The following is a 16,598-nucleotide window of genomic DNA, read 5'->3' on the forward strand; positions in this document are numbered from 1 at the left end:
GCGACCGCCGGGAAACTCATCACCCGCGCCCGGCAGACCCGGCTGCTGATCCCTGACACCGCGCCGGAAACCGGCACGATCACCACACTCCTGGCCGCCATCGCCGGGCTGAAAAACAGCCTCCGACAACGGCGACTCCTGGCCTGAGAACCGGACGGCCAGCCCCTTCAACCCCAGCACAACCCATCGGAGACGTGGAACCCGACGCCCCAGCCGGCGACAACAGGCCCCGCCAGCACGCCCAAAACAACAAAATCAACCCGGGCGAGAATCACCCCGGGGCCCGGCAGCCAACCCGACCATCATGAAAAATCCGGGCTAGGGTTGGCTTCCTTACAGACTAGGCGAAATGGGCAGGACGACCGGTGCACGCCCAATATGATTCAAGTAACTATCCACACCTCCCGGAGGACTAATGCTCAAGCAGGGCTCTGCACTCGACCGGTACTTCAAGATATCCGAGCGGGGGTCGGACATCTCGCGGGAGATCCGGGGAGGCTTCGCCACGTTCTTCGCCATGAGCTACATCGTGGTGCTGAACCCGCTGATTCTCTCGGGTCCGGATTCCACCGGCGCCACCCTGGGCTTCCCCGCCGTCGCCGCCGTCACCGCCTTTGTGGCCGGCATCCTGACCATCCTGATGGGGGCGTGGGCCAAGCACCCCTTCGCGCTGGCAACGGGCCTGGGCGTCAACGCCTTCGTCGCCGTCACGGTGGCCACCAACCCCGGCCTGACCTGGCCTGACATGATGGGCCTGGTCGTGCTCTCGGGCATCACCATGATGGTCCTGGTCCTCACCGGTTTCCGGACCGCAGTCTTCAAGGCGGTCCCGGAAGGGCTGAAGACCGCGATCGTGGTGGGCATCGGTCTGTTCATCGCCCTGATCGGCCTGGTCAACGCGGGCTTCGTACGCCGCATCCCCGATGTTGCCGGCACCACCGTTCCGGTCGGTCTGGGCTTCGACGGCAAGCTGCTGGGCTGGCCCACCCTGGTCTTTGTCTTCGGCCTGATCCTCACCATCGCCCTCGTGGTGCGCAAGGTCAAGGGCGCGATCCTGATCGGCATCGTCGCCTCGACCGTCCTGTCCGTGATCCTGGAATCCACGCTGCGCATCGGCCCCAGCTTCGACGGCACGACCTACAACGCGCAGGGCTGGTCCCTCGTGGCCCCGGCGTTCTCCGAATGGGCGGCCCCGGACCTGTCGCTGATTGGGCAGGCCAACCCGTTCGGCGCCTTTGAGCACCTCGGCTTTGTCGCCGCGACCCTGCTGGCGTTCGTGATCCTGCTCAGCATCTTCTTCGATGCCATGGGCACCATGGTGGGCCTGGCCACGGAGGCCGGCAGCATCGACAAGGACGGCAACATCCCCAACGTGGACCGGGTGCTTCAGGTGGACGCGCTCGGCGCGATCATCGGCGGCGGCGCATCGGTCTCCTCGAACCAGATCTACGTCGAATCCGGCGCCGGCATCGGCGAAGGCGCCCGGACCGGCCTGGCCTCGATCGTCACCGGCCTGCTGTTCCTCGTGGCCATGTTCTTCACCCCGCTGATCAACCTCGTCCCGTTCGAGGCCGTGGCCCCGGCGCTTGTCATCGTCGGCTTCATGATGGTCTCCCAGGTCGGCAAGATTGACTGGCAGGACCTGGGCATCGCGATCCCGGCCTTCCTGACCTTCACCCTGATGCCGTTCACCTACTCGATCGCCAACGGCCTGGGTGCCGGCTTTATCACCTTCGTCCTGATCCGCACCTTCCAGGGCCGCGCGCGTGAGGTGCACCCGCTGATGTGGGCTGTGGCCGCGGCCTTCGTGCTGTTCTTCGCCATCGGCCCGATCGAGGCCGCGCTGGGGATGAACTAGGCACCTCCCCCGCAGGTTCCCCTCGCCCTCCCCCTCCGCCGAGGTGAGACTTCGCGCCCGTGTTTGTCCAAAACATGGGCGCGAAGTCTCACCTCGGCGGTGTTTGTGCGGTTCTTGCTGTGATGAGGCGCGGATTCCGGGATTCCGGACAGTCCGACGGCGGCGCGGCTGGTTTTCCGGCCCGGGCTGCGGTGAGCTAGGGGCATGGTCTCTCCCGTGCCCGCCGTCGATGTCCCGCCGCAGCCCTGGACCGGACGGTTCGACGGCGAAGGCCCCGAACACCGCCGCTGGTGGCAGGCCGTCACACCCTATGCCCCGCGCCCCGTCCACACCGCCTCCGCCCGGCCCGCCGTCATTCTCGGTTTCGGCAGCGACGCCGGGGTACGCCGCAACAAGGGCCGCACCGGTGCCGCCGCGGGCCCCGCCGCGATCCGCGCCGCCCTCGGTCCGCTCGCCTTCCACCTCAACCGGGAAGTGCACGACGCCGGCGACGTCACCGTGGCCGGGGATGCCCTGGAGGCAGGACAGGCGCGTGCCGGGCTGGCCATCACCGGCCTGCTCGACGCCGGGCAGCTTCCCGTGGTGCTGGGCGGCGGGCACGAGACCGCGTTCGCGAGCTACCTGGGCGTGGCAGGCTCGGCGGCGGTCCGCGGGGGCCTGCGCGTGGGGGTGCTGAACCTGGACGCCCACTTCGACCTCCGCGACGAGGCCGTGCCCGGTTCCGGGACCCCGTTCCTGCAGATGGCCCGCGCGGAAGCTGCCGCGGGCCGCGGGCTGAGGTACGCCGTCGTCGGGATTTCCGAGCCGAACAACACCCGGGCGCTGTTCCGGACCGCCGAAGAGCTGGGCGTGGACTACCTGCTGGACGAGGACTGCTCAGCCGCGGCCGCGCACGCGTTCGTGGCCGCGTTCCTGGCCCAGGTCGACGCCCTGTATCTGACCATCGACCTGGACGTGCTGCCGGCCTCGGTGGCGCCGGGCGTGAGCGCACCGGCAGCATACGGTGTGCCGTTGCCCGTGGTCAGTGCGGTGTGCCGTCAGGTGGCCGCGGGCGGAAAACTGCTGCACCTCGATGTCGCCGAGCTGAACCCGGAGTTCGACGTCGACGCCCGGACCGCGAAGGTGGCCGCGCGGCTGATTAATACGCTCCTGGGGTAGCCGGCGGCGTGCGGACGCGTCAGATGGGTGTTTGCGGCGCCTTGCCCTCGTCACCATGCTGCTGCACGGCCTTTTGTTCGCGGAGGCGGTCCAGCCGGTTCATGACGGGAGCCGTGGTCGCCCCGTGCAGCACGATGGACATGGCCACCACCAGGCCGATGAATGCCCACAGCTGCTCGGCCTGGGCGTTGAAGTCGCCCTTGCTGAGCGCGTAAGCGAGGTAGTAGAGCGAGCCGATGCCGCGGATGCCAAAGAAGGCGATGGCGATCCGTTCCCGCGGGCCGGTCTTGCCACGCGCCAGGGCGATCCAGCCGCCGAGCGGTCGGACGACCAGCAGGAATGCCAGCGCCACCAGGATCTCCGCCCAGCCGATGCCGGCCAGCAGGCCCCGGGCAATCGCGCCGCCCAGGAGCACCAGGATGACCACCGTCAGGAGCCGTTCGAGCTGCTCCACGTAGGAGTGCATCACGCGGTGGAATCCATGCGTCCGTTCCGCGGCCCGGATGGTCACCGCACACACAAAGACGGCGATGAACCCGTAGCCTTCCAGCATTTCCGTCAGCCCGTAGGCCAGGAAAGTCGCCGCCAGCGCGACGAAGCCTTCGGAGTGGCTGGACAGCCGGATGCTGTCACGGGCGGAGAAAAAGAGCCTGCTCAGCGCCTTCCCTGCCAGCCAGCCGAGAAGCACCCCCATCCCGATCCGCCACACGACGTCGGTGGCGAACCAGGACACGAACCACTCGGACGGCGAGGGGCCCACCAGGCTGATGGCGATGGCCAGGTAGACAAACGGGAAGGCCAGCCCGTCGTTCAGGCCCGCCTCGGAGGTGAGGCCGAAACGGATCTCGTCTTCGCCCTGCCCGTATTCGTCCTCATCATCGGCGGGCTCCCCCACCTGGACTTCAGAGGCCAGCACGGGGTCGGTCGGGGCGAGCGCCGCCCCGACCAGCAGCGCGGCTCCGAGCCCCAGCCCCAGCACCCCGAGCCCCAGCAGGGTGAGGGTAACGATGCAGATCGGCATGGCCACGCCCAGCATCCGCCAGGTGGTCGACCAACTGCGCCTGCCCACGGGGCGGTCGAGCGCGAGGCCGGCGCCCATCAGGGAGATGATGACGCAGATTTCGGTCAGGTGGGTGGTGAACTCCCCGTATTGCAGGGGGTCCGGGTCCGGCAGTTCCGGAATGAAGGTGAAGGCCAGTATGCCGGCGGCCAAGAAGACCATCGGCATGGACAGCGGCGCCTTGCGCAGCAGCTTGGGCAGAAGCGCTGCCGCGAAGACGGCCAAACCTGCCGCCGCAAAAATGACACTGGGAGCCTCAAACACTGCGTATTCCTCCTGACGGCACCCGGATGCCCGGGAATGAGTGAGGCACCGTCCCTGTGGACGGCGCCCCCTCACCAAGATACGCGCGAGCGGCGCGAAAGCCGGTGTCGGCTAGCTGCGCCGCACCTCCACACCGTCGGATCTGAGGAAAAGCTGGGTCTCGGAGGGCGCCGGCGGCCCCGCCGGGACCAGCCAGAGAACGTTGCCGCTCAGCGAGACCTCTTCGACCTCACCGGCAGCCAACACCTGAGCGTGCTTGAGGACTTCGACCCGGTCCCCGGCCCTAAGGCTCAGCCAATCGGAAACCGCACTGACCATTGCCAGGCGCCTGGATACAACCGTCCCGCGTGCTTTCATGAACTTTTACCCCCTTGTATATGTTCCTCGTCACAACGTCGTTGGTGTGACCTTCCATTAGTACTACAGTTCCCGGGCCCCCACTGGCCGTTTGCCCACTATTTCGGGGGCACCGGGAATTGTGCCGTCAGGCTGCATTTTGTTTTCCCTCAGGCGAGATTTCCGACGGCGGATTCGGCCGCTGCCCGCACCCTGCCCGAGGCGACGAAGCGGTCGGCCGCCTCCAGTTCCGGGGACAGGAACCGGTCCTCGCCGGGGCCGTCGACGACGTCGCGCAGCGCGGCGATCACGGCGGCGCCCGCGGGACCCGGGGTGAGTTCTCCGCCGGAGAGCTGGGTGCGGATGTCGAGTGCCCGCGCCGAGGTCACCAGTTCGATCGCCAGGACGCGGCGCAGGTTCTCCACGGAGCGGCGGAGCTTGCGGGCCGCGTGCCAGCCCATCGACACATGGTCCTCCTGCATCGCGGAGCTGGGGATCGAGTCCACCGACGCCGGGACAGCCAGCCGCTTGTTGTCCGAGACCAGACCGGCCTGGGTGTACTGGGCGATCATCAGGCCCGAGTCGACGCCGGGGTCCGCCGCGAGGAACGCCGGCAGCCCGTGCGAGCGGGCCGGGTCGAGCATGCGGTCGGTCCGGCGCTCGGCGATGGAGCTCAGGTCCGCGACCGCGATCGCCAGGAAGTCCAGCACGTAGGCGACCGGGGCGCCGTGGAAGTTGCCGTTGGAGCTGACCCGGCCGTCGGGCAGGACCACCGGGTTGTCGATCGCAGCGGCCAGCTCGCGGGAGGCGACCATGGCGGCATGGTCCACAGTGTCGCGGACGGCGCCGGCCACCTGGGGGGCGCAGCGCAGCGAATAGGCGTCCTGGACCCTGGTGTCGTTGATCCGGTGCGATGCCACGATCGGGGAGCCGGACAGGACGCGGAGCATGTTGTCCGCGGAGGCGGCCTGGCCCGGGTGCGGGCGGAGGGCCGCGTGGAGCTCCGGCAGGAACACCTGGTCGGTGCCGAGCAGCGCCTCGACGCTGAGCGCGGCGGTGATGTCCGCCGTCGTCAGCAGCTGGCGGATGTCCGCGATGGCCATCAGCAGCATGCCCAGCATGCCCTCGGTGCCGTTGACCAGCGCCAGGCCTTCCTTCTCGGCCAGGGTGACCGGCGCGATGCCGTGCGCGGCGAGGAGTTCAGCGACCGGGCGGGCGTCCCTGCCACTGCTCATCCCCCCGAAGAGTTCACCGTCCGGGCCGGTGGCTTCGCCTTCGCCCATCAGCACGAGCGCGCAGTGGGACAGCGGGGCGAGATCGCCGGAGCAGCCGAGCGAACCGAATTCGCGGACCACCGGGGTGATGCCGGCGTTGAGGACGTCCACCATGGTCTGCAGGACCACAGGGCGGACGCCGGTGCGGCCCGACGCGAGGGTCTTGGCGCGCAGGAACATGATGCCGCGGACCACCTCGCGTTCCACGGCCGGGCCCATGCCGGCAGCGTGGCTGCGGATCAGTGACTTCTGCAGCTGGGTGCGCAGTTCGGTGGGGATGTGCCGGTTGGCCAGCGCGCCGAAGCCGGTGGAGATGCCGTACGCGGGGACCTCGCTGTGGGCCAGGCCGTCGATGCGGGCGCGGACCTTGGCGACGGCGTCGAGGGCGTCCGGGGAGATGGCCACCCGGGCATCGTGGCGGGCGACGGCGACGACGTCCTCGGGCGTGACGCCGCTGGAGCCGAGGGTGACGGTGAGCGGGGAGTGGGTGGTGAGGGTCACTTTGTGGTTCCTTCTTGCATCGGGATGCGGACGCCGCGCTCTTTGGCGACGTCGACGGCGCGGTCGTAGCCGGCGTCGGCGTGGCGGATGACGCCCATGCCCGGGTCGTTGGTGAGCAGGCGTTCGAGCTTCTGCGCGGCGAGCTCGGTGCCGTCCGCGACCGAGACCTGGCCGGCGTGGATGGAGCGGCCGATGCCGACGCCGCCGCCGTGGTGGATGGAGACCCAGGTGGCGCCGGAGGCGGTGTTGAGCAGGGCGTTGAGCAGCGGCCAGTCGGCCACGGCGTCCGAGCCGTCAGCCATGGCCTCGGTTTCGCGGTACGGGGACGCGACGGAGCCGGAGTCCAGGTGGTCGCGGCCGATCACGATGGGCGCCTTGACCTTGCCCTCCTTGACGAGTGAGTTGAACAGCAGCCCCGCCTTGGCACGCTCGCCGTAGCCCAGCCAGCAGATGCGGGCCGGGAGGCCTTCAAACTCGACGCGCTCGGCGGCGGCGTCGATCCAGCGGTGCAGGTGCTTGTTCTCCGGGAAAAGTTCCTTGATGGCCTTGTCCGTGACCGCGATGTCCTCCGGGTCACCGGATAGCGCCACCCAGCGGAACGGGCCCATACCCTCGCAGAACAGCGGCCGGATGTACGCCGGGACGAAGCCGGGGAACTCGAAGGCGCGGTTGTAGCCGCCCTTGCGGGCCTCGTCGCGGATGGAATTGCCGTAGTCGAACACCTCGGCGCCGGCGTCCTGGAACCCGACCATGGCCGCCACGTGCCTGGCCATGGAGGCCTGGGCCTTCTTGGTGAAGCCCTCCGGGTCGGCCGCGGCCTCGCGGTGCCATTCCTGAACGGTGATGCCCTCGGGGAGGTAGCTCAGCGGATCGTGCGCGGAGGTCTGGTCCGTGACGATGTCAATGGTGAGCTCCCCGGCGTTGTGCCGGCGCAGGATCTCCGGGAAAACCTCCGCGGCGTTGCCGACGTAGCCGACGGACCAGCCGCGGCGCTCGTCCCTGGCCGCCCGGACCTTGGCGATCGCGGCGTCGAGGTCGGTCTCCACCTCGTCGAGGTAGCGCTTGCCGAGGCGGCGGCGCAGGTGGCTTTCGTCGACGTCGACGATCAGGCAGGCGCCGTCGTTCAGGGTGACGGCGAGCGGCTGGGCGCCGCCCATGCCGCCGCAGCCGCCGGTGAGGGTCAGGGTGCCGGCGAGGGTGCCGTTTTCGTCGCCGGTGAGCTTGCGGGCGATCACGGCGAAGGTTTCGAAGGTGCCCTGCAGGATGCCCTGGGTGCCGATGTAGATCCAGGACCCGGCGGTCATCTGGCCGTACATCATCAGGCCCTCGGCCTCGAGTCGGCGGAACTCGGGCCAGTTCGCCCAGTCGCCGACGAGGTTGGAGTTGGCCAGGAGCACGCGCGGCGCCCATTCGTTGGTGCGGAAGACGCCGACCGGCTTGCCGGACTGGACCAGCAGGGTCTCGTCCTTTTCCAGGGTTTCCAGGGTGCGGGTGATCGCGTCGAACGCGGCCCAGGACCGGACCGCGCGGCCGGTGCCGCCGTAGACCACCAGGTCATCGGGGCGTTCGGCGACCTCGGGGTCCAGGTTGTTCATGAGCATGCGCAGCGGGGCTTCCGTCTGCCAGCTTCTGGCGGTGAGCTCGGTGCCGCGGGCTGCCTTGACCGGGCGGGCACCGGTGGTGAAATCGGCGGGTGCCATGAGGGGCTCCTTTATGTTTTGTGGTTCCGGCAATGAGGTTCTGTCTCCACTAAAGCCTGTCCGCCGCCCCGGAAATAGGGCCCACGGAGGGGTGCTGTCCGGGATTCCAGACCCGCCCGCCGCCTCCCCCGCCCCGTGTTGCGCTATCACATCCGGTCCCTAAAATGCCCGGATGGGAACCAAAAGTGATAGCGCAACGGGCGCGGGGAGGTGCCGGGCAAGCAGGGGTGAACGGCGGAGGGTGCGGGCCCGTCAGTTGGGCTGCGGGCGGCCGTGGATCCGGAGGGAGAGATCGTCCGCGGCTTTCCGCACCCGGGCAGCGAGGGCAGGCCATTCCCCGGGCGGGAGTTTGTCCTCGAGGAAGGTCACGGCGACGGCGGCGGTCGGCCAGCCCACATGGTCCGTGACGGCGGCCGCGATCGAGCCGAACCCCGGTGTCACTTCCCCGTGTTCGGTGGCGTAGCCGCGCTGCCGGACCTGCTCCAGATGCGAGGAGAGCGCCGAATACCTCATGATCGGCGATTCGGTCTCGTGCCGGGCGGTGAAGGCGCCGGCGTTGGGGTACAGCGCCCGCACCTGCGACTTGGGCAGCGCTGCGAGGATGGCACGCCCGCTCGCGGTGAGGTGGCTCGGCAGCCGCACCCCGACGTCGGTCACCAGTGAGGGGCGGTTCTTGGCCCGCTCCTCCACGATGTAAAGCACATCACGGCCGTGCAGCACGGCAAGGTGGGCGCTTTCGCCGATCACGTCCACCAGCGAGGCGAGCAGCGGCCGGCCCAGGCGCGAGAGCGGCTCCTGCCGCGAATACGCCGAACTGAGCTCGAAGGCACTGATCCCCAGCCCGTAGCGCTGCTCCTCGTGCAGGTGCAGCACAAAGCCATTGGCCTCCATGACGCCCAGCAGATGGTAGACGCTGGAGCGCGGCAGCCCCAGCGCGGTGGCAATGTTCGACGCCGCCATCGGCCCCCGTTTGGAGGCCAGCAGTTTGAGGATGCGCAGGGTATTTTCCGCTGCCGGAACCTTGGAGGTCACCTTGGCCGGCGCGGCTTGGGGCGCCGGCCCGTCGGCCGGCGGGGTGCTGCTGGTGGCTGGCATGGATTCTCTTCACTTGCTCGGTGTCCGGTATCCCGTACTTAAGCATGCGCCCCGGCCGGCGTCCCGGACCGTCCGACATCCTCCCCGGCGTCTGGAATCCCGGATACTTGCCGCCTCCAGGGCCGCGGTGGTTCGATGGACGCATCAGCCGGGATGCAGGAGGGCCGCCATGCGCTGGATTGCGGGTTTGTTCTTGGTCGCGCACGGCCTGCTCCATCTGGCCTTCTGGCTGCCGAAGCCGGACGCGAAGGCACCGTTCGACGTCGGACATTCGCCGTTTGCCGGCAACGTCCGGCGGCTGGCATCCGCACTGGCCATCGCGGCCGCGGTGGTGCTCGTGCTGGGCGGCCTGGGCCTGATCGGTGATGCGCCCTGGTGGGTTCCGGTCACGGTGACGGGTGCCGTGGTCTCGGCCGCACTGCTGCTTCTGACCTTCAACCGCTGGTGGCTGTTCGGGCTCGGGATCAACGCTGCGATCATTGTGCTCGCGCTGCAGCAGCCCTGAAGCGGGCGTCCTCAGACCGTGATGACCACCTTCCCGCGGGCGTGGCCGTCGTGCAGGTGCCGGATTGCTTCCGCAGCGTCGCCCAGCGGATAGCTCTTCTCGACGACGGGGGTGACGTCACCGGCGTCGATGAGCCGGGCCAGGTAGCGGAGGTCTTCCTGCCGCTCCGTTGTCATCAGACCCGTGAGTTTCTGCCCGACGAAGGGGGAGAGCAGGGCCGCCCGGAGGGACCGTTCAAATCCTCCGGTCCAGCGGCCGCCGCCCTCGCCTCCAACAATCACGAGGGTTCCCCGGGGGTTCAGCGCCCGGCGGAGGACCGCCAGCGGGCGGTTGCCTGCCGTGTCGAGAATGAGGTCGAACTGCCTCGCGCCGTCCGCGAAGTTGTCGTGCTTGTAGTCAATGACGTGATCGGCGCCGATCGACCGGACCAGGTCCAGCTTCGCGGTGCTGCACACTCCGGTGACCTGCGCTCCGAGTGCCTTGGCGAGCTGGACCGCAAAGGAGCCCACCCCTCCGCCGGCGCCAATGATCAGCACGTCCTGCCCGGGCCGGAGCCGGCCGCTGTCGCGCAGGCCCTGCAGCGCCGTGGTGGCGGAGATGGGCACGGCCGCTGCCTGCTCGAAGCTGGCTTTCACCGGCTTCAGGGCGATCTTGCCCTCCTTGGCGCAAACAAATTCTGCAAAGGACCCCTCGGCCGTCCCGAACACTTCATCCCCCGGACGGAACCCGACGACGTTCTGCCCCACCGCCTCGACCCGGCCGGCGACTTCCCTGCCACGGATCGGGTTTTTGGGGGCCTTGAAGCCAAAGAAGGCCCGGGTCAGGAACGGCATTCCGGTCATGAGGTGCCAGACCCCCTGCTCGACTCCGGCGGCGCGGACCCGGATCAGCACATCGTCCTCGCCCGGTACCGGGGTGTCAACGTCGCGCAGCACCAGCACATCTACAGAGCCGTACACGTCCTGGACGATGGCTTTCACGGAGCCTCTCCTTCACTGTCGGGGTACTGGAACCCAGCGCCCAGCGGCACCTTGAGCAAACGGGCGAATGACGGCCCTTCCCGAAGCGCAGGAGACGAAGGGATTCGCGACCCGGATCGTTTCTACCACGGCCGGAAGCCCCTCCGGTAGGGCACCGCCGGCCACGCGCCGGGCACGCGGATGGAACCGCGCCGCGGACGCCGGGTCCGGCAGGGCCGAATGAGCCCCCGCCTGGCCTGCGGCCGGACCCCCGGGGGCTAAAATCAGTCATGGTCCCCGCGCCGAACCTGCTGGCCTTTGCCCTCGCCGCCCTTTCTTTTGATCGCCGTGCCTGGACCCAGCGTGCTGTTCGTGATCGGACGGACGCTGGCCCTCGGCCGCCGGGGCGGGCTCCTGAGCGTGCTGGGCATCGCCGCCGGGGAGCTGTTGCAGATCGCCGCGGTGGCCCTGGGGGTGGGTGGTGGTGCTGGCCCAGTCCTTGCTGCTCTTCAGTGTGGTTAAGTTCGCCGGCGCGGCCTACCTTATCTACCTCGGCATCCAGGCCATCCGGCACCGTGGCAGGGGCCCGGCGGCGGCGGAGCCCTCACGTGCGGCGTCGACGTTGCGGATCCTCCGGGAGGGATTTATCGTGGGTGCCACCAACCCCAAGTCGATGATCTTCTTCGTCGCCGTGCTGCCCCAGTTTGTGGACTACTCGGCCGGCGCCATCCCCCTGCAGTTGGCGGCGCTGGGAGCGCTGTTCCCCGCGATCGCCCTGGCCTCGGACAGTGGCTGGGCGCTGATCGCCGGCACTGCCCGCCGCTGGTTTGCCAGCTCGCCCCGGCGGATCGCCGCACTGGGCACCACCGGCGGGGCGATGATGATCGGGCTGGGCGGAACCCTTGCCCTGGCCGGGAACGGGGCGGATCCGCGGCCCGGCAAGTAGTCGGCACTGCATCCCAAGTGGTGCACGGTTCCGACAGGGGGAGAAGTTACTCGTGTGACGAATGGGGCTGACGGCTACAGTAGCTTTCACGGCGGCCCGGACCGGCCGGGACGCGGGGCTGGGGAGCTCTCCCAATCTGGTCCTGACGCCGCCGATAGTCCGAGTGGCACGCCTTCCGAAGGAGTGGTTCCGATGGAGTCCCCAGCATCTCCGCAAGCACAATACCAACGACCACAACACCAAAGACGCCGGGTGGCCAGTTTCCTGAGGGGAACCGTGAGCCGCGCCAGGTCATTGCGCATTCCGTTCCGGGTGGGACAGGTGCTGATTGGCGATGACCCGTTCAACGGCCGGCACCTGGGCACAGTGTCCGTGATCGATGCCCCTTACGTGGGTCTCCGGACAGCCGGCAGCGCGGCGGGGCACGTTACCTTCTACGACTACCGGCAAGTCCGGTACCCCGACTAATGGACGGCCCAGAAGACATGAGCTCAGCAAATTTCTCCTCCCACTTCCTGACGATCGCGGAGGTCGCTGCGGCCATGCGGGTATCGAAAATGACCGTCTACCGGCTGGTGAAGTCGCACGCCATCGCCGCCGTGCGGGTGGGCCGCTCGTTCCGGGTTCCCGAGGAGGCCGTCAACGACTACATCCGCCGCTCCACCGAGCCGGCGACCCCGGACCAGGGCGACGAGACGAAGGACGACACGAAAACGGACTGATCAGCGGCCCGCCACCGGGATGACCAGCCGCCAGGAGCAACGCGGGGTCAGATCGCGCCCATTCCGGGCTCCGGCATGGGCGCGATGTGACCCCGCGTTGCTGTGTGCGCGGGTGGGCAGGCGCGTTACCGGGCGGACCAGCCGCCGTCCATCGTGTAGCTCGCGCCGGTGACCATGCCGGCGTCGTCAGAGGCCAGCCAGGCCACGAGGGAGGCGACCTCCTCCGGCTCGACGAGACGCTTGACGGCGGCCTCGGTCAGCATGATCTTGGTGAGCACCTCTGACTCCGGGATCCCGTGCACCTTGGCCTGGTCCGCGATCTGCGACTCGACCAGCGGCGTCCGGACATAGCCGGGGTTGATGCAGTTGGAGGTGACGCCGTGCGCGCCGCCTTCCAGCGCCGTGACTTTGCTCAGTCCTTCCAGGCCGTGCTTCGCCGAGACATAGGCACTCTTGAACGGCGAGGCGCGGAGCCCGTGCACGGAGGACAGGTTGATGATCCGGCCGAAGTTGTTGGCGTACATGTGCGGCAGTGCGGCCCGGATGAGCAGGAACGGCGCTTCCAGCATGAGCGTGATGAGGCGGCGGAAGTCCGCCGGGTCGAAGTCCTCGATCGGGCTGATGCTCTGGATGCCGGCGTTGTTGACGAGGATGTCGCAGTCCAGGCTGACGGACTGGAGCGCCTCGACGTCGAGCAGGTTGACTGCCCAGGACGTGCCGCCGATCTCATCGGCGAGGGCCGTGGCGGCAGCCTCATCCCTATCGGCGATGACCACTTTGGCGCCCCGTGCCGCCAGGGCACGCACGCTCGCAGCGCCGATTCCGCCGGCTCCGCCGGTCACCAGGGCCTTGCGCCCGTTCAAGCTGCTCTCCATGTCCTGCACTCCTCAAGTTTGCGGTCGTCAACAGCCCAGAGGAGGTGCGATGCACAGCGCTGAGCAGGTTCACTGAGTATTGCCGCACAAAGTGGGCGATTCAATGGTCAAACCAGCACCCCTTATGTGCAGAATTGCAGATATGAATGCCAACCCGGATGACCTGCTCGTACTCCTGGCCGTCTCCCGCTCCGCGAAGTTCACGACGGCGGCGCAGTCTTTGGGGCTGAACCACACCACCGTGTCGCGCCGGATCGCGGCGCTGGAGAAGGCCCTGGGCGGTCGGGTGCTGTCCCGCGCGTCCGGCGGCTGGGAACTCACCGAACTGGGCGCGGAAGCGGTGCAGGTGGCTGAGCGGGTGGAAGCGGCGATCCGGACCCTCGAACAGCCCGGCCAGGTACCGGACCCGATCACCGGCGTCGTCCGGATGACCGCGACGGACGGCTTCAGCGCCTACATCGCGGCCCCCGCGGTGGCCAGGCTGCGCCGCGACCACCCCGGTCTCAGCGTTGAGATCATCACTGTGACACGGCGGGCGCTCCAGCAGCGTTCCGGGCTGGACATCGAAGTCGTGGTGGGTGAACCGCAGGTGCACCGGGCCGCGGCTGCCCGGCTCGGCGAGTACATGCTCGGCATGTACGCCTCCCGTGATTACCTTGCCGAGTACGGCGCCCCCACGACAATCGAGGAACTTACCACGCACCCGCTGGTCTATTTCGTCGATTCCATGCTTCAGGTGGACGATCTGGATGCCCCGCGGCGCCTCGTGCCCACCATGCGGGACGGCCTGAGCTCCACCAACGTCTTCGTCCACGTGGAGGCGACCCGCGCCGGCGCCGGAATCGGCTTCCTGCCGTGTTTCGCGGCGGACCTGCATCCGGATCTGGTCCGGCTGCTGCCGGAGGAGTTCTCAGAACTGCTGCCGTACTGGATGGTGCTGCGGCCCGATTCCATGCGCCGCCCGGCCGTCGCGGCGGTGGTGCAGGCGCTGCGCGAACAGACGAAGGCCCACCGCAAGGCGCTCCTGGGGCGGGGAGGCTACGCAGCGACTGCTTGACTTTCCAGCCGCCAGAAGACCTCTACGGAGCAGCTGACGGCGCCGGCTCCACCGTTTTCGGGTCGCGGCGGACCGGGGCTCCGGTGGCAAAGGCCCGGACCTTGGCGTCATTCCAGATGTGGGCGGGCACCGCACCGCCCAGCAGGCGCCGCGCGAGTCCCGGGTCGTCGTCGAATGGAAGGTCGCTGCCGGCCATGATCATGTTCCCGTAGCGCCTGCCCTTGAGCATGGCCGGGTCCGCGATGATCACGGTGTGCTTGAAGGTGTCCGCGATGGTGGCCGCGTCCTCGCGGGCGTTTCTCAGGTCCGGCGCGTCGCCGGAGTTCACCACGTAGATCCCGCCGGGGGCCAGGACGCGTTTGGCGTGGTCGTTGAATTCCCTCGTGGTGAGCGGCTGCGGCGTCAGCGAGCCGGCAAACACATCGCGGATGATCAGGTCCCGGGTCTGCGGCGACAGGCTCTCGGTGACCTCGCGGGCCTCCCCCACCCGCAGGCGCATCAGCGGCGCCTTCGGCAGGTCGAACCAGCCCCGGACATATTCGGCCAGTTTGCCGTCGAGTTCCACCACCACCTGGCGGGCCTCCGGGTAGGCGGCGTGGAAGTAACGCGCCAGTGAGCATGCTCCGCCACCCAGGTGCAGGGCGCGCAGCTTCGTCCGGGAGTCCCGCGGCCAGCGCGATTCAACCAGGGCCGAGATCCAGCGCATGTATTCGAAGTCAAGGAACAACGGATCAGCCAGATCGATGTGCGAGCTCATCACGCCGTTGATCCGCAGCAGCCAGCCGTTGGAGTTGTCCTGGTCTGCGATCAGTTCGCAGTCACCGGTATCGATGTAATAGATGCCCTCAGTAGGCCCCTCAGGACGGCTGCCTTTCGGGATTTCCACCACTCCGGCGGCCTTTTCGGTGCTGTTCCGGCCGGCAGCCCTGCCCCGCTTGGCCATCAGCCGTCCACCGTTTTGCTCATGTTTCAAGCCTAGTTCACCGGCCGGGGCGGGCCTCACCCCGGCCGCGCCCGGGGTGGTCGGCAAAAGTTAAGCAAAGGGTACTTACTATTTACTAGTAATCATGCTTACTATTATATCTCCCGTTATTGCTGGTCTGTGATCAGCAGCCGATCTGGAAATGAGAGCGAAGATGACAGAGAACAAATGGCCCGAGGACGGCAGCTACGGCACCCCTGTGGCCACCCAGCAGACTCCCCTCCGCCCGGAAACCACTTTCCCGCCGACGTCGAACGGCAGCACCAACGGCAGCACCAACGGCACCTCCACCGGGGGCGGAGCCTCCAAGTCCGAGGCCGCCAAGGATGAGGCAGCTGACCTGAAGCGCCAGGCCACGGATTCCGCCCAGAATGTGGCCGAGACGGCCAAAAAGGAAGCCGCCAATGTCGCCGCCGAAGTGAAGACGAACGCCCGGGATCTCCTGCAGCAGGCCAAGTCCGACCTGACCGACCAGGCCGGCACGCAGCAGCAGAAGGTCGCGGAGGGCCTGCGCTCCATCTCCACCGAACTGGAGACCATGGCGGATGCCTCCGAGCAGCCCGGAGTGGCCAGCGACCTCGTGCGCCAGGCGGCCGAGCGGTCTTCCGCCGTTGCAGGATGGCTCGATGGGCGCGATCCGGGTTCGTTGCTGACCGAGGTTAAGTCCTTTGCCCGCCAGCGTCCGGGCACGTTCCTGCTGCTCGCAGCCGGCGCCGGCGTCCTCGCCGGGCGGCTCAGCCGCAGCCTGAGCGCCGGAGCCCCGGAAACGGGTACTGCCGGCACCGGCTCAACCCCCGCCGCCAGGGTCCCTGACACCGGCATGGCAGTTCCGCCGCCGCCCGTGCAGATGCCTGCCCCGGCAACCACGACGGCGGGCTTCGCCGAGCCTGTGGTGACCGACCCCCTCCGCCAGGATCCTCTCCGTGATGATCCTTTTGACGGCGGCCGTCGATGACCAGCGAAATGCCTCCCACGGCTGCGCACGCGAAGGCTGAAACGTCGTCCCTGGGCGATCTGCTGGGTGATGTCACGCGGGACATGTCGACCCTGATGCGGCAGGAGGTCGAGCTGGCGAAGGTCGAGCTCAAGCAGTCCGCGACCAAGGCCGGCAAGGGTGCCGGGTTGCTGGCCGGCGCCGGCGTCGCAGGCCATTTCGTCCTGCTGTTCCTGTCCCTGGCGCTCTGGTGGGCACTCGGGGACCTGATGGGGCTGGGCTGGTCCGGTGTCGTTGTGGCCGTTATTTGGGGCATCGTCGCCGCGGTCCTGGCCTCCCGGGGCCGCAAGGAACTCAACGCGGTCAAGGGCA

16 protein-coding genes and 1 pseudogene are annotated in these 16,598 nt (G+C 68.4%); 9 read left to right on the forward strand and 8 right to left on the reverse strand.

The genetic code is table 11. The annotated features are described in order from the left end of the window. Positions 1–415: 415 nt before the first annotated feature. On the forward strand, positions 416–1,858 hold the full coding sequence (locus ACZYX4_RS17160) for an NCS2 family permease (RefSeq protein WP_463878182.1): 1,443 nt from the start codon (positions 416–418) through the stop codon (positions 1,856–1,858). Between the two features lie 204 nt (positions 1,859–2,062). After that, positions 2,063–3,016 (forward strand): formimidoylglutamase, encoded by a 954-nt coding sequence (gene hutG, locus ACZYX4_RS17165; protein WP_463878185.1) that lies wholly within the window; start codon positions 2,063–2,065, stop codon positions 3,014–3,016. Between the two features lie 19 nt (positions 3,017–3,035). On the opposite strand, the gene ACZYX4_RS17170 is transcribed toward hutG, so the two are convergent. The 5 genes from ACZYX4_RS17170 to ACZYX4_RS17190 form a co-directional block, all read right to left on the reverse strand. Next, positions 3,036–4,340, reverse strand: coding sequence for a cation:proton antiporter (locus tag ACZYX4_RS17170; RefSeq protein WP_463878188.1), 1,305 nt, complete (start codon positions 4,338–4,340; stop codon positions 3,036–3,038). Between the two features lie 111 nt (positions 4,341–4,451). Continuing rightward, positions 4,452–4,697, reverse strand: a complete 246-nt coding sequence (locus ACZYX4_RS17175) for a hypothetical protein (protein WP_463878191.1) — start codon at positions 4,695–4,697, stop codon at positions 4,452–4,454. 149 nt (positions 4,698–4,846) lie between these two features. Then, on the reverse strand, positions 4,847–6,451 hold the full coding sequence (gene hutH / locus ACZYX4_RS17180) for a histidine ammonia-lyase (RefSeq protein ID WP_463878193.1): 1,605 nt from the start codon (positions 6,449–6,451) through the stop codon (positions 4,847–4,849). Continuing rightward, a complete protein-coding gene (hutU, locus tag ACZYX4_RS17185; RefSeq protein WP_463878196.1) occupies positions 6,448–8,151 on the reverse strand; it encodes a urocanate hydratase in 1,704 nt (567 codons plus the stop codon). Before hutU ends, hutH begins: the two co-directional genes overlap by 4 nt. Before the next feature lie 252 nt (positions 8,152–8,403). Further along, on the reverse strand, positions 8,404–9,246 hold the full coding sequence (locus ACZYX4_RS17190; protein WP_463878199.1) for an IclR family transcriptional regulator: 843 nt from the start codon (positions 9,244–9,246) through the stop codon (positions 8,404–8,406). Positions 9,247–9,415: 169 nt separating this feature from the next. Between ACZYX4_RS17190 and ACZYX4_RS17195 the strand changes: the two genes are divergently transcribed. Next, a complete protein-coding gene (locus ACZYX4_RS17195; RefSeq protein ID WP_463878201.1) occupies positions 9,416–9,751 on the forward strand; it encodes a hypothetical protein in 336 nt (111 codons plus the stop codon). An 11-nt stretch (positions 9,752–9,762) separates the two neighbouring features. On the opposite strand, the gene ACZYX4_RS17200 is transcribed toward ACZYX4_RS17195, so the two are convergent. Then, positions 9,763–10,731, reverse strand: coding sequence for an NAD(P)-dependent alcohol dehydrogenase (locus ACZYX4_RS17200; RefSeq protein WP_463878204.1), 969 nt, complete (start codon positions 10,729–10,731; stop codon positions 9,763–9,765). A 269-nt stretch (positions 10,732–11,000) separates the two neighbouring features. Between ACZYX4_RS17200 and ACZYX4_RS17205 the strand changes: the two are divergent. The 3 genes and pseudogenes from ACZYX4_RS17205 (at position 11,001) to ACZYX4_RS17215 (ending at position 12,378) form a co-directional block, all read left to right on the forward strand. Beyond that, positions 11,001–11,656: pseudogene (locus ACZYX4_RS17205) on the forward strand (LysE family translocator). A gap of 252 nt (positions 11,657–11,908) precedes the next feature. Further along, positions 11,909–12,124 (forward strand): hypothetical protein, encoded by a 216-nt coding sequence (locus ACZYX4_RS17210; RefSeq protein ID WP_463878207.1) that lies wholly within the window; start codon positions 11,909–11,911, stop codon positions 12,122–12,124. 17 nt (positions 12,125–12,141) lie between these two features. After that, positions 12,142–12,378 carry a helix-turn-helix domain-containing protein gene (locus ACZYX4_RS17215; RefSeq protein ID WP_463878210.1) on the forward strand — a complete coding sequence of 79 codons (237 nt, stop codon included), beginning with the start codon at positions 12,142–12,144 and terminating at the stop codon, positions 12,376–12,378. Between the two features lie 125 nt (positions 12,379–12,503). On the opposite strand, the gene ACZYX4_RS17220 is transcribed toward ACZYX4_RS17215, so the two are convergent. Further along, positions 12,504–13,253 carry a 3-hydroxybutyrate dehydrogenase gene (locus ACZYX4_RS17220; protein ID WP_463878212.1) on the reverse strand — a complete coding sequence of 250 codons (750 nt, stop codon included), beginning with the start codon at positions 13,251–13,253 and terminating at the stop codon, positions 12,504–12,506. A gap of 142 nt (positions 13,254–13,395) precedes the next feature. Between ACZYX4_RS17220 and ACZYX4_RS17225 the strand changes: the two genes are divergently transcribed. Further along, entirely contained in the window at positions 13,396–14,310 is a 915-nt protein-coding gene (locus tag ACZYX4_RS17225) for a LysR family transcriptional regulator (protein ID WP_463878215.1), read from the forward strand. 22 nt (positions 14,311–14,332) lie between these two features. On the opposite strand, the gene ACZYX4_RS17230 is transcribed toward ACZYX4_RS17225, so the two are convergent. Next, positions 14,333–15,253, reverse strand: coding sequence for a spermidine synthase (locus ACZYX4_RS17230; protein WP_463878217.1), 921 nt, complete (start codon positions 15,251–15,253; stop codon positions 14,333–14,335). 193 nt (positions 15,254–15,446) lie between these two features. On the opposite strand from ACZYX4_RS17230, the gene ACZYX4_RS17235 reads away from it, so the two are divergent. Together ACZYX4_RS17235 and ACZYX4_RS17240 are read left to right on the forward strand one after the other, a co-directional pair. Continuing rightward, the gene (locus ACZYX4_RS17235) at positions 15,447–16,247 is read left to right on the forward strand and encodes a hypothetical protein (RefSeq protein WP_463878219.1); all 801 of its coding nucleotides are present in this window, start codon (positions 15,447–15,449) and stop codon (positions 16,245–16,247) included. An 8-nt stretch (positions 16,248–16,255) separates the two neighbouring features. Further along, positions 16,256–16,598: phage holin family protein (locus ACZYX4_RS17240; RefSeq protein ID WP_463877277.1), on the forward strand; the 343-nt coding region annotated here is incomplete at its 3' end.

This window comes from Pseudarthrobacter leeuwenhoeki, assembly GCF_055412885.1.